Origin of the sequence: Corynebacterium sp. MSK039 (assembly GCF_030232315.1) — a bacterium.
GTDB lineage: Bacteria > Actinomycetota > Actinomycetes > Mycobacteriales > Mycobacteriaceae > Corynebacterium.
Genome location: NZ_JASPJL010000002.1, coordinates 349062 through 365461 on the forward strand (window position 1 = coordinate 349062; position 16400 = coordinate 365461).

Sequence of the window (16400 nt, forward strand, 5' to 3'; positions counted from 1 at the left end):
GTCTTTGGGCAGGCCTTGGGTTTTCAGGCTCAGCGCAATCCGGCTCGATCGGCCAGAACCTGGGCCGTCACCGAGCGGGAATCCGGCTGCATACCCTGCTGAGCGACCGCCGCCGGCGTCCCGGTGGCCAGGATCTGGCCCCCCTCGTCTCCGGCTCCCGGACCGACGTCGATGACATGGTCTGCCTGCGCGACCACCCGGAGGTCGTGCTCGACGACGACTACCGTCGCGCCGTCGTCGACCAGGCGACGCAGCTGGGCGAGCAGCAGGTCCACATCCGCTGGATGCAGCCCCGTCGTCGGCTCGTCCAGGAGGTACAGGCTGTGCTTATGGCTGGAACCCCGCTGCATCTCGGAGGCCAACTTGATGCGCTGTGCCTCGCCACCTGAGAGCTCCGGGGAACCTTGCCCCAGCCGCAGGTAGCCCAGGCCGAGGGCGTGCAGGAATTCGACGGAGCGCAGGATCCTCGGCTCCTCGGCGAAGACCTCCAGCGCCTCGTCCACGGTCAGCGCCAAGATATCGGCGATGCTGCGGCCGTTCCACTGCACCTCAAGGATCTCTGGCTTATAGCGCTTGCCGTGGCAGGCCGGGCAGGTGGTGTACGTGCCGGGCAGGAACACCAGCTCGACCTCGATGCTGCCCGCGCCATCGCACTCCGGGCAGCGGCCCTTTTTGGTGTTATAAGAAAAGTCCGATACTGACATGCCCCGCCGCTTCGCCTCTGGGGTCGCGGCGAACAGCCTGCGGACGTGATCGAACAGACCCGTGTAGGTCGCGACGGTAGAACGCACCGTGCGTCCAATCGGCTTCTGGGTGATGTGCACCAACCGGCGGATCTTATCGACCCCCGTGGCGCTATCCACGCGGAAAACCCCGTGAGCGTCGGAACCTGCCGTGACCTCAGCATCCGGGTCCTCGTCCGAGACCTCGTCGGCGCCGACTACCTGCTTGGCCGAGCGGGACACCACGTCGGCCAGAACCCCGATGACCAGGGTGGACTTGCCGGAGCCGGACACTCCCGTGACCGCGGTCAGCGCCCCCAGCGGAAAGTCCACGTCGGCCCCGTCGAAGGCACGTGCGTGCACGCCACGAAGTCCGATCGCTTCACCGGTGCCGGCCGGAGTGGCCGTCAACTCGGGGAAGTCCTCGTTCAGCGCGGTGGCTGTGGGGGAGCCCAGCTGGTCGGCGCGGGCGCGGAACTCGTCAGTAGGGCCGGAGAACACCAGCTGCCCGCCGCGCTCACCAGCACGAGGCCCGATGTCCACGACCCAATCGCAGCCGGCCACCAGAGACATATCGTGCTCCACCAGAAGCACCGAGTTCCCAGCAGTGATGAAGCGCTGCAGCAGCTCAGAGACCGCCTTCCGCTCCACCACGTGCAGGCCGGCCGAGGGCTCGTCCAGCACGTAGGTCGTTCCGAACAGGCTCGAGTTCAACTGGGAGGCCAGCCGCAGGCGCTGGTGCTCGCCCGCAGACAAGCTGCGTGCCGGGCGGGAGAGGCTTAAGTGCCCCAGTCCCAGCTCGATTGCGGCGCGCACCGTGGGCAGCACCTGATCCAGCAACAGTTCCTCGGCCTCGTCGTGCTCGGTCCACTGCTGCTTGGCGATACCCGCCAATTGCTGGAGGCGATCCTCCAGCACAGCAAGAACGTCCTTCAACGCCAGGCCATTGAACTCGTCGATGGCATAACCGGCATAGGTGACCTGCAGGGTATCCGGCTGAAAGCCGCGGCCCTGACACGTCGGGCACGTCGATGAGTGCATGAAGGAGAGCACCCGGCGGCGGTTCTTATCCGACTCCGTCTCCGCCAGGGTGTCGTTGAGGTAGGTGGCAACCGAGCGCCACTTTCCCTTGTAGGACCCGTGCACGGCGTTCTCATCCCGCACCGGGTGGACGGTGACCACGGGCTGCTCATCGGTGAACAGGATCCAGTCGCGGTCCTCCTGCGGAATATCCCGCCACGGGACGTCTAGCGGGTAGCCGAGGGTTCCCAGGATGTCCCGGAAGTTCTTGCCCAACCACGCTCCCGGCCACGCGGCGATCGCACCATCCCAGATGGACAGGCTGGGATCCGGCACCATCGACTCTTCCGTCGGCCGGTGCACGATGCCGGTGCCCTGGCACTCGGGGCACATGCCGGCGGTGGTGTTGGGGGAGAAGGCGTCCGAATCGAGCCTGCCGTACTCCAACCGCTCGCGCATGCCGTCCGGGTAGCTGCCGGAGCGGGAGAAGAGCAGCCGAATACTATTCGACATATTCGAGATGGTGCCCACTGAGGAGCGTGCCCCACCCAGGGTGGTGGACTGCTGCAGCGCCACCGTCGGCGGCAGCCCCGTGACAGATCCCACGCGCGGGTTGACCGCGCCGCCAATGAGACGGCGTGCGAAGGGGGAGACGGACTCCAGGTACCGGCGCTGCGCCTCCCCGTGGATGGTGCCGAAGGCCAGGCTGGACTTGCCCGAACCCGAGACGCCGGTGACCGCCACGAGGGTGTCCCGGGGCAGGTCGACGTCGATGTGCTTCAGGTTGTGCAGGTGCGCATCGCGCACCCGGATCATCGGATCGTGACCCGCGCGCTCCGTCGTGTGCGGAGCCGGGGACCCGGAGGAGGCCTGAGCCATGGTGGCTACTTCACCTCGCGAACGGCGCCCTTATCGGCGGAGGTTGCCATCGCCGCATAGGCACGCAGGGCCTTGGTCACCCGGCGCTTGCGGGTGGTGGGCTGCCACGGGGTGTCGGAGGCGTCCATCTGGCCGCGACGGCGCGCGATCTCGTCATCGGAGATCTGCAGCTCCAGCGTGCGGTTGTGGACGTCGATGAGGATCGGGTCGCCGTCCTCGACTAGGCCGATCAGCCCGCCGTGGGCAGCCTCGGGGGAGATGTGGCCGACCGAGATGCCGGAGGAACCGCCGGAGAAGCGGCCGTCCGTGATCAGCGCGCACTCGCGACCCAAGCCGGAGCCCTTCAGGAAGGCGGTCGGGTGCAGCATCTCCTGCATGCCCGGACCACCGGCTGGGCCCTCGTAGCGGACGACGATGCAGTCGCCTGGGGAAACCTTCTTATCCAGGATCACCCGCACCGCGTCCTCCTGGGACTCGACGACGAGGGCCTTGCCCTCGAAGTGCCACAGCTCCTCGTCGATGCCGGCAGCCTTGATGATGGCGCCGTCCTCGGCGAGGTTGCCGCGCAGCACCACCAGGCCGCCGTCGGCGGTGTAGGCGTGCTCGACGTCGCGGATGCAGCCCGCAGTCGCATCGGTGTCCAGGGAGGACCAGCGGTTCTCGGTGGAGAAGGCCTCGGTGGTGCGCACCCCGCCCGGAGCGGCGTGGAAGAGGTCGATGGCGGCATCGCTCGGGTTCTTTGCGCGGATGTCCCAGGCCTCCAACCATTCGGAGAGGCTGCTTGCATGCACGGTGTGGACGTCCTCATTGAGCTTGCCGCCACGCCACAGCTCACCCAGGATCGCGGGGATACCGCCGGCGCGGTGGACGTCCTCCATGTGGAAGTCGGAGTTCGGGGAGACCTTGGACAGGCAAGGCACCTCGCGGGAGAGATCGTCGATGTCCTGCAGGGTGAAGTCCACCTCGCCCTCCTGGGCGGCGGCGAGGATATGCAGCACGGTGTTCGTGGACCCACCCATCGCCATGTCCAGCGCCATTGCGTTCTGGAAGGCGTGCTTGGTCGCGATATTGCGTGGCAGGACGGACTCGTCGCCCTCGCCGTAGTAGCGGCGGCACAGGTCGACGATGGTGTGGCCGGCCTGGGTGAACAGGCGGCGGCGGTACTCGTGGGTCGCCAAGGTGGAGCCGTTGCCCGGCAGGGACAGGCCCAGCGCCTCGGTGAGGCAGTTCATGGAGTTGGCGGTGAACATACCGGAGCAGGAACCGCAGGTCGGGCACGCTGCGGACTCGACGTCCAGCAGGCCCTGGGCGTCGACCTTGTCGGATGCGGAGGCGGAGATCGCGGTGATCAGGTCCGTCGGGGCCTGGACCACGCCGTCGACGGCGACGGCCTTGCCGGCCTCCATCGGGCCACCCGAGACGAAGACGACCGGGATGTTCAACCGCATCGCGGCGTTCAGCATGCCCGGGGTGATCTTGTCGCAGTTCGAGATGCACACCAGGGCGTCCGCGGCGTGCCCGTTGACCATGTACTCCACGCTGTCGGAGATGATCTCGCGGGAGGGCAGGGAGTAGAGCATTCCGGCATGACCCATCGCGATGCCATCGTCGACCGCGATGGTGTTGAACTCGCGTGCCACACCGCCGGCCTCCTCGATGGCCTCAGCGACGATGTCGCCGACGTCCTTGAGGTGGACGTGACCCGGAACGAACTGGGTATAGGAGTTCGCGATGGCGATGATCGGCTTGTGGAAATCATCATCCGTCATGCCCGTCGCGCGCCACAGCGCACGGGCACCTGCAGCGTTGCGGCCCTGCGTCGTGACGTCGGAGCGCAGCGGGATCGAGGCTCCGAAAGAAGTGGTGTTGTCCTGAGATGTCATTGTCGAAGTGCTCTCTTCAATATCTCTATGGGTGAAAGTGGCTATCCGGCCCCGTACGGTCCCTGGAAGCGGGTAACGCGAGGCCGGCGTTGTGTTCTTTAGTTATCGCGAGCGCGCTCGGGGTTGCTGCTGGCACCCGGATTCTCGGCGTTCCCTGGGGAGGCGGCGGAATCCGCATCAGATGCTGGCTCGGCCGTGGGGTGCTCGGCCTCGTACTCCGCGCGACGCTGCTTCTCGTACTCAGCGTAATCCTCGGAGTCCATCAGCACAGCCGAACCATCGCGGTTGACGACCTGCACCTTGTTGTGAATGTCCAGGCGCGCCGGGGTGAGGGGGTCCGGGATGCGGCCTGCGGTGGCCTCGGCGAGGGCAGGGAGGCTGTTGAAGGTGATGCCAGGCAGCCAGAATTGCGAGTCATCTGTGGCAGCGGCGTAGGCCTTGCCCGCCTTGTTGAAACGGATGCCCTGGAAGTCCTGCCACGTCACGGTCTTGGACGGTCGGATCAGAGGCTTGGCCGTAATACCCTTGCCATCCACGCGGGTCCCTGCCTTAATAACCCACACGATGAACAGCAGCGGGAGCAGGGGGATCCAGAAGAAGGCCGAGACGTTGTATCCGGTGAAGATGAGGCTAATCAGGAACATGACGAAGCCGACCAGGATGTTTTCCCGGCTCGGGTGGAAAGTCTGGGGACGCACCGCCGGCCGACCGTGGTTGTGGTCGGGGCGGGGCTTATTCGTGGGGGTGTTGTCCTGGGCGCTCATGTGAGCCATTTAACCAGGTGCCCGGGGTGGGGCTTAAATCCCTTTTTCCTTCGCCATGGGCTCTCTCAGAGTGATCGTGCTAGAAGCCCCCGGTGTCCCCACCGGAGTCTCCCGTGCCGGTTCCGGAGTCTGCACCAGCGGTTGCCGGCGCCTCTGCACCGCGATTCCCATCAGACTGCTGATCCTGGTTTTGCTGGTGCAGCTGTGGGGCCTGATTCTGCTGCCCGCGCTGCGGCTCGTTAACGTTCGGCTCCTGCGTGGCGCGAGGCTCAGGGCGGTCTGCCTGGCCAGGCTGCTGGGGCTGCTGCCCCTGTTGCTCTGGGGAATCCTGGGTTGCGGGCTGTGATGGCTCCGGGGCCGGAGACTCGGTCTGTTCGCTGGTCTTCGCCGGCCGGTCGCTCCAATAAGCGGGGTTGAGGATGCCGGCGCGGCCATCGTCCGGGTTAGAGGATGCTGCGGCGAGCAGCCCCAGGACCACGAGTGCGATGAACAGCAGGGTGGTGGAGACCCTGGTGCGGCCGCCGAAGGTCAGCCAGCGCTGGAAGCGCGAGCTGTAGTCGTATCGCTTGAATACCCCGGAATCGAGGTCCTCTTCGTTATCCTCCTCGGTGCTGACGATGAGCGCGCCATCGGAGGCTGCCCCCGGACCGTCGTCCTTAGATCGGATGATCGCGACCTCTTCCGCAGGGTCCAGTGGGGTGTTGGAATCATCGTCATCGGACGGACGAGGCGTATCCGTACTGTTGGCACCCTCATGGGGCGAACTCTGCGCGAAAGTGCTTGCTTCCTGCCGGGTGGCGAACACGGTCGTGGGCGCGGAGTCGTCCGCTGCCGTGTTCGGGGCTGCTCCCGGCACCGTGCCGCGTGGGCCGGGCGCGTCGGGGCTTTCTTCCGCGCCGAAGGGCGAGACGGGAACGGTTTCCATGCGCTCCCAGAAGGTGTTCAGGATGGCGGAGCGGATGGCGCGCTCCACGGCCCACTGCTTCGCAGGGACGACGTCGACGGTGACGCGGAAGGTCACTGCCCACGGCTGACCGGCAGCCTGGGGTTGGACGACGGCGATGGCGGGCATGACATCGACGTCGCCGGTGACGTTGGGCTTGACGTCGGGGGCGGATACGGCGCGCTTGGTTGCCTTTTCGACCTGCGAGACCAGGTGGTCGATGTTCTCGCCGGGACGCAGCGGGATATCGATTTCGACGAAGGCGCGGGACCAGTCCTGGGAGAAGTTGGTGATCGCGCCGACCTTGCCGTTGGGGACGGTCACCATCTCGCCGCTAGCGGTACGCAGCTTCGTGGCGCGGAGGGTGAGCGCGACGACGGTGCCCTCCACCACATTGTTTGTGCCTTCGAAGCTCACGTAATCGCCGACGCCGAACTGGCGCTCGGTGATGATGAAGACACCGGAGAGGAAGTCCCCGATGATGTTCTGCGCACCGAAACCAATCGCGGCGGACACGACGGTGGCGGGGACGGCAGCCGAAGCTGCGGGTACGCCGAGCAGGGTGAGGGCGCGGATGGCGATGATGAAGTAGATCACCGCTTCGACGAGGTACACCAGCGCGCCGGCGAGGGCGAGCTTGGACTTCGTGGATTCCTCATCGGCATCCAGCCGCTGGGCGACGACGCGGACGCACAGTCTGCCGACTCGCGGTATCAGAACTGCCAGGACCGCTAGTGCGGCCAGCGCGAGGCCGGGGTGGATGAGCCATTCCCAGGCCTTGATCGCGTAATGCGTGAGGAAGTAAGTCGATGCTTGCATAGCGCACAACCTTAGCGAGACAGCCTGTGACCGTGCCGGGTCTCTGCTGATAATTCAGGCAGCTTGTTGGCTGTGAACAGGGGCGGGGGATGACACGGGCCGGGATAGTTCTCTCGGTCGTCCAAGCACGCTCATGCAATCACTCTATGGGAATAAACATTTCAACTATTGAGAACCTGCAGGTCGCGAAGTTTGCCATTCGGGGCTCATATTGTTAGTATCATCACAATGCTCAGCCCGCCGGTTACCGAAATTCGGGGAAATGCGGCAGGTTGCAGCGTTCTTGTTTTGTCCCCGATGAAGTAGAAGCGAGTAAAAATCTCGCGTGCCGAGCAAGGAGCGATTGAAACCGTGAACAACACTTCACGCTCACAGCCCACGCCCGCCACGGTCGCTGCGGCTAGCCGCGGCGTCGCGCAGGCCCGCAAGCCCGAGCGCATTAACGGTGCAGAGGCGATCGTGCGTTCCCTTGAAGAGCTGGGGACCGGCGTGGTCTTCGGGCTCCCGGGTGGCGCCGTCCTCCCGCTGTATGAGGCCCTGTATGGCTCCGAAAAGCTCCGCCACGTTCTCGTGCGCCACGAGCAGGGGGCCGGCCATGCCGCCACGGGTTACGCCCAGGTCACCGGTGAGGTTGGCGTGTGTATCGCTACCTCCGGCCCGGGTGCGACGAACCTGGTCACCCCGATCGCGGATGCCAACATGGATTCCGTTCCACTCGTGGCGATTACTGGTCAAGTCGGCAAGGGGCTGCTGGGCACCGATGCCTTCCAAGAGGCCGATATTCGTGGCGTGACGATGCCGATTACGAAGCACAACTTCATGGTGACCCGCCCGGAGGATATTCCGGCGGCGATGGCCGAGGCCTTCCACCTGGCGTCCACCGGGCGCCCGGGTGCGGTGCTGGTTGATGTGCCGAAGGATGTGCAGAACGCCGAGCTGGACTTCGTCTGGCCACCGCAGTTCGACCTGCCGGGCTACCACCCGGTCACCACGCCCCACGGTCGCCAGGTCGAGGAGGCTGTGCGCCTCATTAGCAAGGCCAAGCGCCCAGTGCTCTACATCGGTGGCGGCGTCATCAAGTCCGAGGCGCACAAGGAGCTGCGGACCTTCGCTGAAGCGAATGACATCCCGGTGGTCACCACCCTGATGGCTCTCGGTGCCTTCCCGGAGTCGCACGAGCTGCACATGGGCATGCCGGGTATGCACGGTTCCGTGCCCGCAGTGGCCGCCCTCCAGCGCTCCGACCTGCTCATTGCCATCGGTACCCGCTTCGATGACCGGGTGACCGGCAAGCTGGAGAGCTTCGCGCCGAACGCCAAGGTCATCCACGCGGACATCGACCCTGCGGAAATCGGCAAGATTCGCGAGGTTCAGGTGCCGATCGTCGGCGACGCGAAGGAGGTTCTCACTGCGCTGCACAAGGCGATCGATACCCACGGTCTGTCTCGTCCGGACACCACCGAGTGGCGTGAGTACCTGGGGGAGATGCAGGAGCACTTCCCGCGCGGCTACGAGCACACGCCGAACGAGAAGATGGCCCCGCAGTTCGTCATCGAGACCCTGTCCAAGGAGGTCGGTCCCGACGCGATTTACTGCGCCGGTGTCGGTCAGCACCAGATGTGGTCCGCACAGTTCCTCGACTTCGAGCACCCGCGCACCTGGCTGAACTCCGGCGGCCTCGGCACCATGGGCTACGCGGTGCCGGCGGCCATGGGGGCCAAGGCTGGCGCGCCGGATAAGGAAGTTTGGGCCATCGATGGTGACGGCTGCTTCCAGATGACAAACCAGGAGCTCGTCACCTGTGCGGTCGAGGGCTTCCCGATCAAGATCGCGCTGATCAACAACGGCAACCTCGGGATGGTGCGCCAGTGGCAGACCCTGTTCTACGACGGGCACTACTCGCACACCAACCTCAAGCCCAAGGAGGCCTACCTCCCGGACTTCCTGCAGCTCGCGGAGTCCATGGGCTGCGCCGCCTTCCGCGTGGAGAAGGAGGAGGACGTCCTCCCGACCATTAAGAAGGCACGCGAAATCAATGACCGCCCGGTCGTGATCGACTTCATCGTCGGGGAGGATGCCCAGGTGTGGCCGATGGTTCCGGCCGGCACCTCCAACGACGAGGTGCAGTATGCGCGTGATCTGCGCCCGCTTTTCGACGACGAGGAATCGGCAGCGGAGACCCCGGCCGAGATCCACGAGACCATGCAGGAATTTCAGGACACCGAAGTCGACAACATCGACGCCCAGGAAGGGGAACAGAACTAATGTCCAACCTTCACACTCTGTCGGTCCTGACTCAGGACGAGGACGGCATCATCTCCCGCATCTCCGGAATGTTCACCCGGCGTGCGTTCAATATCGTCTCCATTAGCTCGGGGCGCACTGAGGTCGACGGCGTCAATCGCATCACGCTCGTCGTCGAGGGCGAGGAGATCGTTGTCGAGCAGATCACGAAGCAGCTGAACAAGCTGGTTCCGGTGCTCAAGGTCTCGCGTCAGGATCCGGAAACCACGGTGCAGCGGGGTCTGCTGCTGGTCAAGGTCGCTGCCGGCAATAGCAACCGCACCCAGGTTGTCGAGGCGGCGAAGCTCTTCCGTGCGCACGTTGTCGACGTCAGCCCGGACTCGCTGATTATCGAGGCCACGGGCACTCCGTCCAAGCTGCAGGCGCTGCTGGATGTTCTGGAGCCCTTCGGTATTCGCGAGCTCATCGAGTCTTCCGTGACTGCGATGTCCCGCGGTCCGCGATCGATGGCGCCGAGCCGTTAAACCGGGGGCACCCGCCCGGACAAAATTTCATAGAATGGTAAATTTCATCTCAAAGAGTGAAATTTCTGTTATAATCTAAACATGCTCATCGATAGCCAGCCGCGGGCAGACGCGGCTGGCGAGAAAGGTTGAAACCTCATGGCAATTGATGTTTTTTACGACGACGACGCTGACCTGTCGATCATCCAGGGTCGCAAGGTTGCGATCATTGGCTACGGCTCCCAGGGGCACGCTCACGCGCAGAACCTCCGCGAGTCCGGCGTAGAGGTTGCCATCGGCCTGCGCGAGGGCTCCAAGTCCCGCGAGAAGGCTGAAGAGGCCGGCTTCAAGGTCCTGAACAACGCCGAGGCCAGCGAGTGGGCAGACGTCATCATGCTGCTCGCCCCGGATACCTCCCAGGCACAGATCTACGAAAACGACATCGCCCCGAACCTGAAGGACGGCGACGCCCTGTTCTTCGGTCACGGCCTGAACATTCACTTCGGCATGATCAAGCCGGAGGACAACATCACCATCGGCATGGTCGCACCGAAGGGGCCGGGCCACCTGGTGCGCCGTCAGTACGTCGACGGTAAGGGTGTTCCGTGCCTGATCGCCGTCGAGCAGGACCCGAAGGGTAACGGCCGCGACCTGGCTCTGTCCTACGCTGCGGCAATCGGCGGCGGCCGCGCGGGCGTCATCCCGACCACCTTCGAGGCAGAGACCGTCACCGACCTCTTCGGTGAGCAGGCCGTCCTGTGCGGTGGTACCGAGGAGCTCATCAAGACCGGCTTCGAGGTTCTGGTCGAGGCTGGCTACGAGCCAGAGATGGCTTACTTCGAGTGCCTGCACGAGCTGAAGCTGATCGTCGACCTCATCTTCGAGGGCGGCATCAAAAACATGAACTACTCCGTCTCCGATACCGCGGAGTTCGGCGGCTACATCTCCGGCCCGCGCGTCATCGACGCCGATACCAAGGGGCGCATGAAGGGCATCCTGTCCGATATTCAGGACGGCACCTTCACCAAGCGCCTCGTCGCCAACGTCGAGGGTGGCAACAAGGAGCTCGAGGAATTGCGCGCTAGCTACAACGATCACGAGATCGAGAAGACTGGCGAGAAGCTGCGCGACCTGATGAGCTGGGTGAAGAACCCGCTGAACGAGACCGCCTAAGGTCTCGTTATCCCGCGGGGTATAGCCCCGCGACCGCGCCTCCCGACTATTTTCAATAAGTTGTCAATAAGGGGGGCGCTCGCTAAGCTTGAGGGCATGAGCGAGCACATTGACGCAGCCCCCGAGCGCCCACAGAACCGTGGTGGTGCCGATCCGCACCGCCACGGTTCTTCGCATTCTCACTCCCATTCCGAGGCACACGGGCATTCCCACTCCCACGCGCCCACGGACGCCCCGCTGCGCGCACTGCTCATCGTGCTCGCGGTGACCGGCACGATCTTCTTCGCCGAGCTCATCGGCGGGCTGGTCACCGGCTCCGTTGCGTTGCTGGCCGACGCGATGCACATGCTTTCCGATGCGGCGGGGATCATCATCGCGGTGATCGCCATCCTCATCGGGCGCCGGGCCTCCAACGCGCAGGCGACCTTCGGCTACCGGCGCGTGGAGGTGCTGGCCGCACTCGTCAACGCGGTCACTGTGCTGGGCATCTCCGTGTGGATCGTGGTGGAGGCCATCCGCAGGCTCCGCGAGCCCGTCGAGATTCTCGCCGGCCCCATGATGATCATCGCCGTGATTGGTCTCATCGCGAACGTGGTCTCCGCGTGGATCCTGCACAGCCAGCGGGATAACTCCGTAAACGTGCAGGGCGCCTTCCTGCACGTGTTGGCGGACATGTTGGGCTCCGTCGCCGTCCTGATCGCTGGTGGCGTCATTATCACGACCGGCTGGCAGTACGCGGACGTCATTGCCTCTCTCGTCATCGCAGCACTCGTGCTGCCACGCGCCTGGCAGCTCATGATGCACACGCTGCGGATCCTGCTGGAGCAGGCTCCGCCGGGCTACGACCCGGCCGAGATCGACGCGCTTCTCCGCGAGGTAGACGGCGTGATGGATGTTCACGACCTGCACCTGTGGTCCCTCGACGGGACGAGTGCGCTCGCCTCCGTGCATCTGGTCGTTCCGGAAGACCGCGACCCGGCTGCCGTGTTGTGCGTGGCCCAGGAAGCCCTACAAGAGCGGGGGATCGCCCACTCGACGATTCAGGTGGAGCGCCCGAGCCACGTTGAGCACGAGGGGCCGCACAACGTCTGTTAGCCCCGCGCGGACCGTCGGCGGGAGAGCTCCCCGCTACCAGCTGGAGGAGCCGCCACCACCGGAGAAGCCACTGCTGAAGCTGGTATTCGCAATACCACCGCTGCTGCTGGAACTTTCAGCAGCACGCGTGTCCGTGCTGTGCCACGAGGCCAGCAGGTAGTAGGGCACCCAGTTGGAGTACACGTAGCCTGGGCGCCAATCGCGGTCGGTGAGGGAGGGGCGCTCGTCGCGGTGAGCCTCGCGATCCAGGTGCTTCATATCGCGGGAGGCCAGCTCCAGAGCGTGTGCCTGGTCACTGACGATGCGCGCCAACCGATCCATGAAATCCGGTGCCTGCAGATCCCGCATCAGCGCATCGACTTGCGCCTCAACATTCTTTAGCTGGCGGATTGCCTCCCGATTGCGCACCTCGAACAGGGCCTCGGAGAGATCCTGCTTGATGGAGCGCAGCTCTCGCTCGCGCATGATCTGATCGCCGTTTTCCAGCTCGAACATCAGGTTGATGTTGTCTTCGGCATTACTCATCGACTCGAGCGTTTCGTGCGCGCTCGCGACCTGCTTATGCTTGGCGTAGAACTCCTTGTCATCGCTGGTGAGCGTGAGCCCCAGGGCTCCCACCTGGTTGTTGAGGTCCAAAAACTCGTCGCGGATCGTGGTCCACTGCGAGCGCAGCTCCGCATTCGCCAGCGGGGAGCTCAGCGAGTTGGCGCGGATATCCAGGGCATCCAGGCGCTGGGAGAGCTCGGAGTAGCGGGTGGAAAGTTCGTAGAACTGCTGCTTCGCAGTGGCCGTCAGCTTCCTCTTTCGGCGCTGCCAGGCAGCCGCCCCCACACCCGCGGCACCCACGCCGAGCACGCCGAAGCCGATAGCGGTGTTGCGGTTCTCGCGAGCCTGCTCCTCGGCCAGGCGCGCGCCCAGCTCCGTATCCGCGGCGACCTTGGCGCCCTCCACGAGGCCATTTGCGAAATTCCCGCGGCGGAAGCTGTCCTTCATCGCCTCCAGGGAGGCGTCCAGGTGGGGGCCTTCGAAGATATCCAGGTCCTGGCAGACGTCGTTGCCGCAGTAGACACCGTTGGTCCGGGTGCTGGTACCCACTCCCAGGATCAGCGTTCCGTTTTCCCATGCAGCACCCTTGCCGGTGCCGTCGGGCACCAGCTCCGGCATGTTTCGGCCCGCCCAGTTAAGGACGTCGTCGTTGAAGTTATCGCTGCTGCCCGGGATGAGGACGTAGACGACCTTCTGGACGGAATCGGGGAAATCGATCTTCGCGGACTGCTCGATCATTCCCTGGCGCGCGGCATCGCCCAGCACTCCGGAGCCATCGGCGACCTGGATGTCCACCTTGGTGTGAGGCACGGCGGGTGCCGCCTGGGCCTGCACGATGCTGTGTGCCACCGGCTGTCCCGCAGCAGCCGTTCCAGCGAAAAGCCAGGGTGCTGCTCCGGCGCACGCGATGCCCATGAGGGCCAGGATCGGGGCGGTGGGGTGGCGTCGCGAGTGCATCATGGCACCAATCATGCCACAGGGGTTTTACCTCCGCGGGGACCTGAGGGGGCGGAAAGAAAGAAGGTGGAATGCGAGCTTTTCCCATAGCGTCCACACCAACGGGGCCAGGCTGAAGGAGAAGATGATGGCACCGGCTGCGTCGCTGGGGAAGTGGACGCCTCGGGCCATCACGGTGGTCACGATGAGTGCGATGGCGCCGCCACCGAGCGCGGCGGCGATGCTGAGGCCTTTCCAGCCCACGGTCGAACGGGCAAGGCTCGGATCGAGACCGCGATATGTCGCGATGAGGTAAACGGCCACCGTCACGGCGATGAAGGTCGTGTGCCCGCTGGGAAAGCTCATATCGCTGGGCAGGCTGTGCGGCGGGTGCGCTAGAAAGTCCCAGTCGGGCCGGGGCCTGCGGACCAGAGTGCGGGCCAAGCATGGAGGCATTCACGGGGAATCATTCTCGCAGAGCGTGAATCGAACGCCACCGGTCCGCTGAGCGACTGCTAACGGGGGTGCTAAAGAATTCTTAAAAGCGCTGGCAGCGGGGGAATCAATAGAACATGCAGGGGGTGGTGAGGGGAAAAGTTTTTCGCAATTACGCAAAAGGTGAAACGAATGCTCACCAAATTTTCTAGGTTAGTTTTGTCAGCATGATGCACCGCCACGGCGGGGCTAGGCTGGCTACCTTTCCGGCAAGCCCGATTCCTGGGTGTCCGCGGGGTTGCGGACCAGGGGTGGGGCTCAGATCAACTCACGTTGGTCGCCGCTGCAAGGGGGTGCAGTGAGGTCGACGTGAGTGGGCGAGAGTGAACAGCCGCGACATGGTTGGGCTGGTTACTGGAGCTCGTGCCTACTGGGTGAGGGGGCAGATGATCTGGGCGAATCCAGGATTCGGGCTCGCCGGTGAAGGCACTGCCGGGGTGGGGTTCCCAATTGATGCAAAACCACCGCCCAGCGGGGGGGATTTTTAAGGGTGGCCTACGACACACACGCCACCGCCAAGGGATATGATTGTGGGGTCATGCGCCATACACGGTCAGGCGTGGGCCCCCTCGGGTGACGCGGTCGTTTCACCCGCTGGGGAAGTGAAAATTTTTCAGGAGAATTCCCTTGAGCACCACCAACCGCCCGGTTGTACTAATCGCAGATAAGCTCTCTCAGTCCACCGTCGATGCACTCGGCGATTCCGTCGACGTCCGTTGGGTGGATGGCCCGAACCGGCCAGAACTCCTTGACGCCGTCGTCGATGCCGACGCCCTGCTCGTGCGCTCCGCCACCACGGTGGATAAGGAAGTGCTCGAGGCCGCCAAGAATCTGAAGATCGTCGGTCGCGCCGGCGTCGGACTCGACAACGTGGACATCGAGACCGCGACCGAGCGCGGCGTCATGGTCGCCAACGCGCCGACCTCGAACATCCACTCCGCCTGCGAGCACGCCATCAGCCTGCTGCTGTCTACCGCCCGCCAGATCCCGGCAGCCGATAAGACCCTCCGCGACGGCGAGTGGAAGCGCTCTTCCTTCAAGGGCGTGGAGATCCTCGGCAAGACCGTCGGCATCGTGGGCTTCGGCCACATCGGTCAGCTGTTCGCTCAGCGCCTCGCCGCTTTCGAGACTGAGATCATCGCCTACGACCCCTACGCCAACCCGGCCCGCGCCGCGCAGCTCGGCGTGGAGCTCGTTGAGCTCGAGGAGCTCATGGGCCGCTCGGACTTCGTGACGATTCACCTGCCGAAGACCCCGGAGACCAGCGGCATGTTCGACGCTGACCTTCTGGCGAAGTCCAAGAAGGGTCAGATCATCATCAACGCTGCCCGCGGCGGCCTCGTCGACGAGCAGGCTCTCGCCGATGCCATCAAGTCCGGCCACATCCGTGGCGCGGGCTTCGACGTCTACGCCTCCGAGCCGTGCACGGATTCCCCGCTGTTCGAGCTCGACGAGGTCGTCGTCACCCCGCACCTGGGTGCATCCACCGTTGAGGCGCAGGACCGCGCAGGCACCGACGTCGCTGCCTCCGTCCTCAAGGCCCTGGCTGGCGACTTCGTCCCGGATGCCGTCAACGTCTCCGGTGGCAAGGTCTCCGAGGAGGTCGCCCTGTGGCTGAACCTGGCCACGAAGCTGGGCGCGGTTGCCGCCAAGCTGCTGGACGGCGCTCCGGCGTCCGTGGTCGTCACCGCCCGCGGCGAGCTCTCCAGCGAGTCCATCGACGCGCTCGGCCTGGCTGCCCTGCGCGGCACCTTCTCCGGCGTGCTGGACGAGCAGGTCACCTTCGTTAACGCCCCGTCCATCGCTGAGCAGCGCGGCGTGGCTCTCGAGGTGAACTCCCAGGACGAGTCCGTTACGCACCGCAGCGTGCTGGAGGTCAAGGTCGTCGCCGCTGACGGCTCCTCGGCCACCGTCGTTGGTGCGCTGACCGGCCTGGAGCGCGTCGACAAGATCGTCCGCATCAACGACCGCGGCCTGGACCTTCGTGCCGAGGGCACCAACCTCTTCCTGGTCTACGCGGACCAGACCGGTGCGCTGGGCCGCATCGGCACCCTGCTGGGCCAGCAGGGCGTGAACATCGCTGCGGCGGCTCTGTCCCCGAACACTGAGGACGGCACCGCAACCCTCGTGCTGCGCATCGACCGTGCGCTGACCGAGGATGAGCTGGAAGCTGTTAACGCGGAGCTCTCCGCCGAGAACGCCTTCCAGGTCGCCTTCTAAGAGCAACTCCTTCCATCGCCCCCGCCAAACGGCGGGCCGCGAGCGGAGCCCAGGTTTTCTTAAACCACCGCCCCCGGCGCAGGATTAATGTTCTGCGCCGGGGGCGGTTTGCCATGTGGTGGGCGGGACCTGCAAGGCTTGCAGGCTTGATCGGCTGG

At 64.9% G+C, this 16400-nt stretch carries 11 protein-coding genes; 5 read left to right on the forward strand and 6 right to left on the reverse strand.

Features of this window, described 5'->3' with window-relative positions; translation table 11 throughout:
* Positions 1-29: 29 nt before the first annotated feature.
* From QP997_RS03195 to QP997_RS03210, 4 genes are all read right to left on the reverse strand, one after another.
* Positions 30-2621, reverse strand: coding sequence for an excinuclease ABC subunit UvrA (locus tag QP997_RS03195; RefSeq protein WP_284846182.1), 2592 nt, complete (start codon positions 2619-2621; stop codon positions 30-32).
* A gap of 5 nt (positions 2622-2626) precedes the next feature.
* Positions 2627-4504: a dihydroxy-acid dehydratase gene (gene ilvD, locus QP997_RS03200; RefSeq protein ID WP_284846183.1), complete on the reverse strand. Its 1878-nt coding sequence runs from the start codon at positions 4502-4504 to the stop codon at positions 2627-2629.
* A gap of 98 nt (positions 4505-4602) precedes the next feature.
* The gene (locus QP997_RS03205; RefSeq protein WP_284846184.1) at positions 4603-5268 is read right to left on the reverse strand and encodes a PH domain-containing protein; all 666 of its coding nucleotides are present in this window, start codon (positions 5266-5268) and stop codon (positions 4603-4605) included.
* 79 nt (positions 5269-5347) lie between these two features.
* Positions 5348-7030, reverse strand: coding sequence for a mechanosensitive ion channel family protein (locus tag QP997_RS03210; RefSeq protein ID WP_284846185.1), 1683 nt, complete (start codon positions 7028-7030; stop codon positions 5348-5350).
* Between the two features lie 351 nt (positions 7031-7381).
* On the opposite strand from QP997_RS03210, the gene QP997_RS03215 reads away from it, so the two are divergent.
* The 4 genes from QP997_RS03215 to QP997_RS03230 all read left to right on the forward strand — a co-directional run bounded on the left by QP997_RS03215 (position 7382) and on the right by QP997_RS03230 (position 12045).
* The gene (locus QP997_RS03215; RefSeq protein WP_284846186.1) at positions 7382-9295 is read left to right on the forward strand and encodes an acetolactate synthase large subunit; all 1914 of its coding nucleotides are present in this window, start codon (positions 7382-7384) and stop codon (positions 9293-9295) included.
* Complete coding sequence (ilvN, locus tag QP997_RS03220) at positions 9295-9798, forward strand: acetolactate synthase small subunit (protein WP_070759343.1); 504 nt, start codon at positions 9295-9297, stop codon at positions 9796-9798. Before QP997_RS03215 ends, ilvN begins: the two co-directional genes overlap by 1 nt.
* A 138-nt stretch (positions 9799-9936) precedes the next feature.
* Positions 9937-10950, forward strand: coding sequence for a ketol-acid reductoisomerase (gene ilvC / locus QP997_RS03225; protein WP_284846187.1), 1014 nt, complete (start codon positions 9937-9939; stop codon positions 10948-10950).
* Between the two features lie 96 nt (positions 10951-11046).
* Positions 11047-12045 carry a cation diffusion facilitator family transporter gene (locus tag QP997_RS03230; protein ID WP_083317933.1) on the forward strand — a complete coding sequence of 333 codons (999 nt, stop codon included), beginning with the start codon at positions 11047-11049 and terminating at the stop codon, positions 12043-12045.
* A 33-nt stretch (positions 12046-12078) separates the two neighbouring features.
* Here the strand turns inward: QP997_RS03230 and QP997_RS03235 are convergent, their stop codons facing one another.
* Positions 12079-13551 carry a DUF5129 domain-containing protein gene (locus tag QP997_RS03235; RefSeq protein ID WP_284846188.1) on the reverse strand — a complete coding sequence of 491 codons (1473 nt, stop codon included), beginning with the start codon at positions 13549-13551 and terminating at the stop codon, positions 12079-12081.
* A 24-nt stretch (positions 13552-13575) separates the two neighbouring features.
* Positions 13576-13983, reverse strand: a complete 408-nt coding sequence (locus tag QP997_RS03240; protein WP_284846189.1) for a phosphatase PAP2 family protein — start codon at positions 13981-13983, stop codon at positions 13576-13578.
* Positions 13984-14649: 666 nt separating this feature from the next.
* Here QP997_RS03240 and serA point away from each other — a divergent pair.
* Positions 14650-16242, forward strand: coding sequence for a phosphoglycerate dehydrogenase (gene serA, locus QP997_RS03245; protein ID WP_284846190.1), 1593 nt, complete (start codon positions 14650-14652; stop codon positions 16240-16242).
* Positions 16243-16400 lie beyond the last annotated feature (158 nt).

Excerpts from the sequence above, each read along its gene's own strand:
- QP997_RS03205 (WP_284846184.1), bottom strand. The coding sequence starts at position 5,268 with ATGAGCGCCCAGGACAACACCCCCACGAATAAGCCCCGCCCCGACCAC.
- ilvC (WP_284846187.1), top strand. The coding sequence starts at position 9,937 with ATGGCAATTGATGTTTTTTACGACGACGACGCTGACCTGTCGATCATC.
- QP997_RS03210 (WP_284846185.1), bottom strand. The coding sequence starts at position 7,030 with ATGCAAGCATCGACTTACTTCCTCACGCATTACGCGATCAAGGCCTGG.
- ilvD (WP_284846183.1), bottom strand. The coding sequence starts at position 4,504 with ATGACATCTCAGGACAACACCACTTCTTTCGGAGCCTCGATCCCGCTG.
- QP997_RS03195 (WP_284846182.1), bottom strand. The coding sequence starts at position 2,621 with ATGGCTCAGGCCTCCTCCGGGTCCCCGGCTCCGCACACGACGGAGCGC.
- QP997_RS03230 (WP_083317933.1), top strand. The coding sequence starts at position 11,047 with ATGAGCGAGCACATTGACGCAGCCCCCGAGCGCCCACAGAACCGTGGT.
- QP997_RS03240 (WP_284846189.1), bottom strand. The coding sequence starts at position 13,983 with ATGCCTCCATGCTTGGCCCGCACTCTGGTCCGCAGGCCCCGGCCCGAC.
- QP997_RS03235 (WP_284846188.1), bottom strand. The coding sequence starts at position 13,551 with ATGATGCACTCGCGACGCCACCCCACCGCCCCGATCCTGGCCCTCATG.
- ilvN (WP_070759343.1), top strand. The coding sequence starts at position 9,295 with ATGTCCAACCTTCACACTCTGTCGGTCCTGACTCAGGACGAGGACGGC.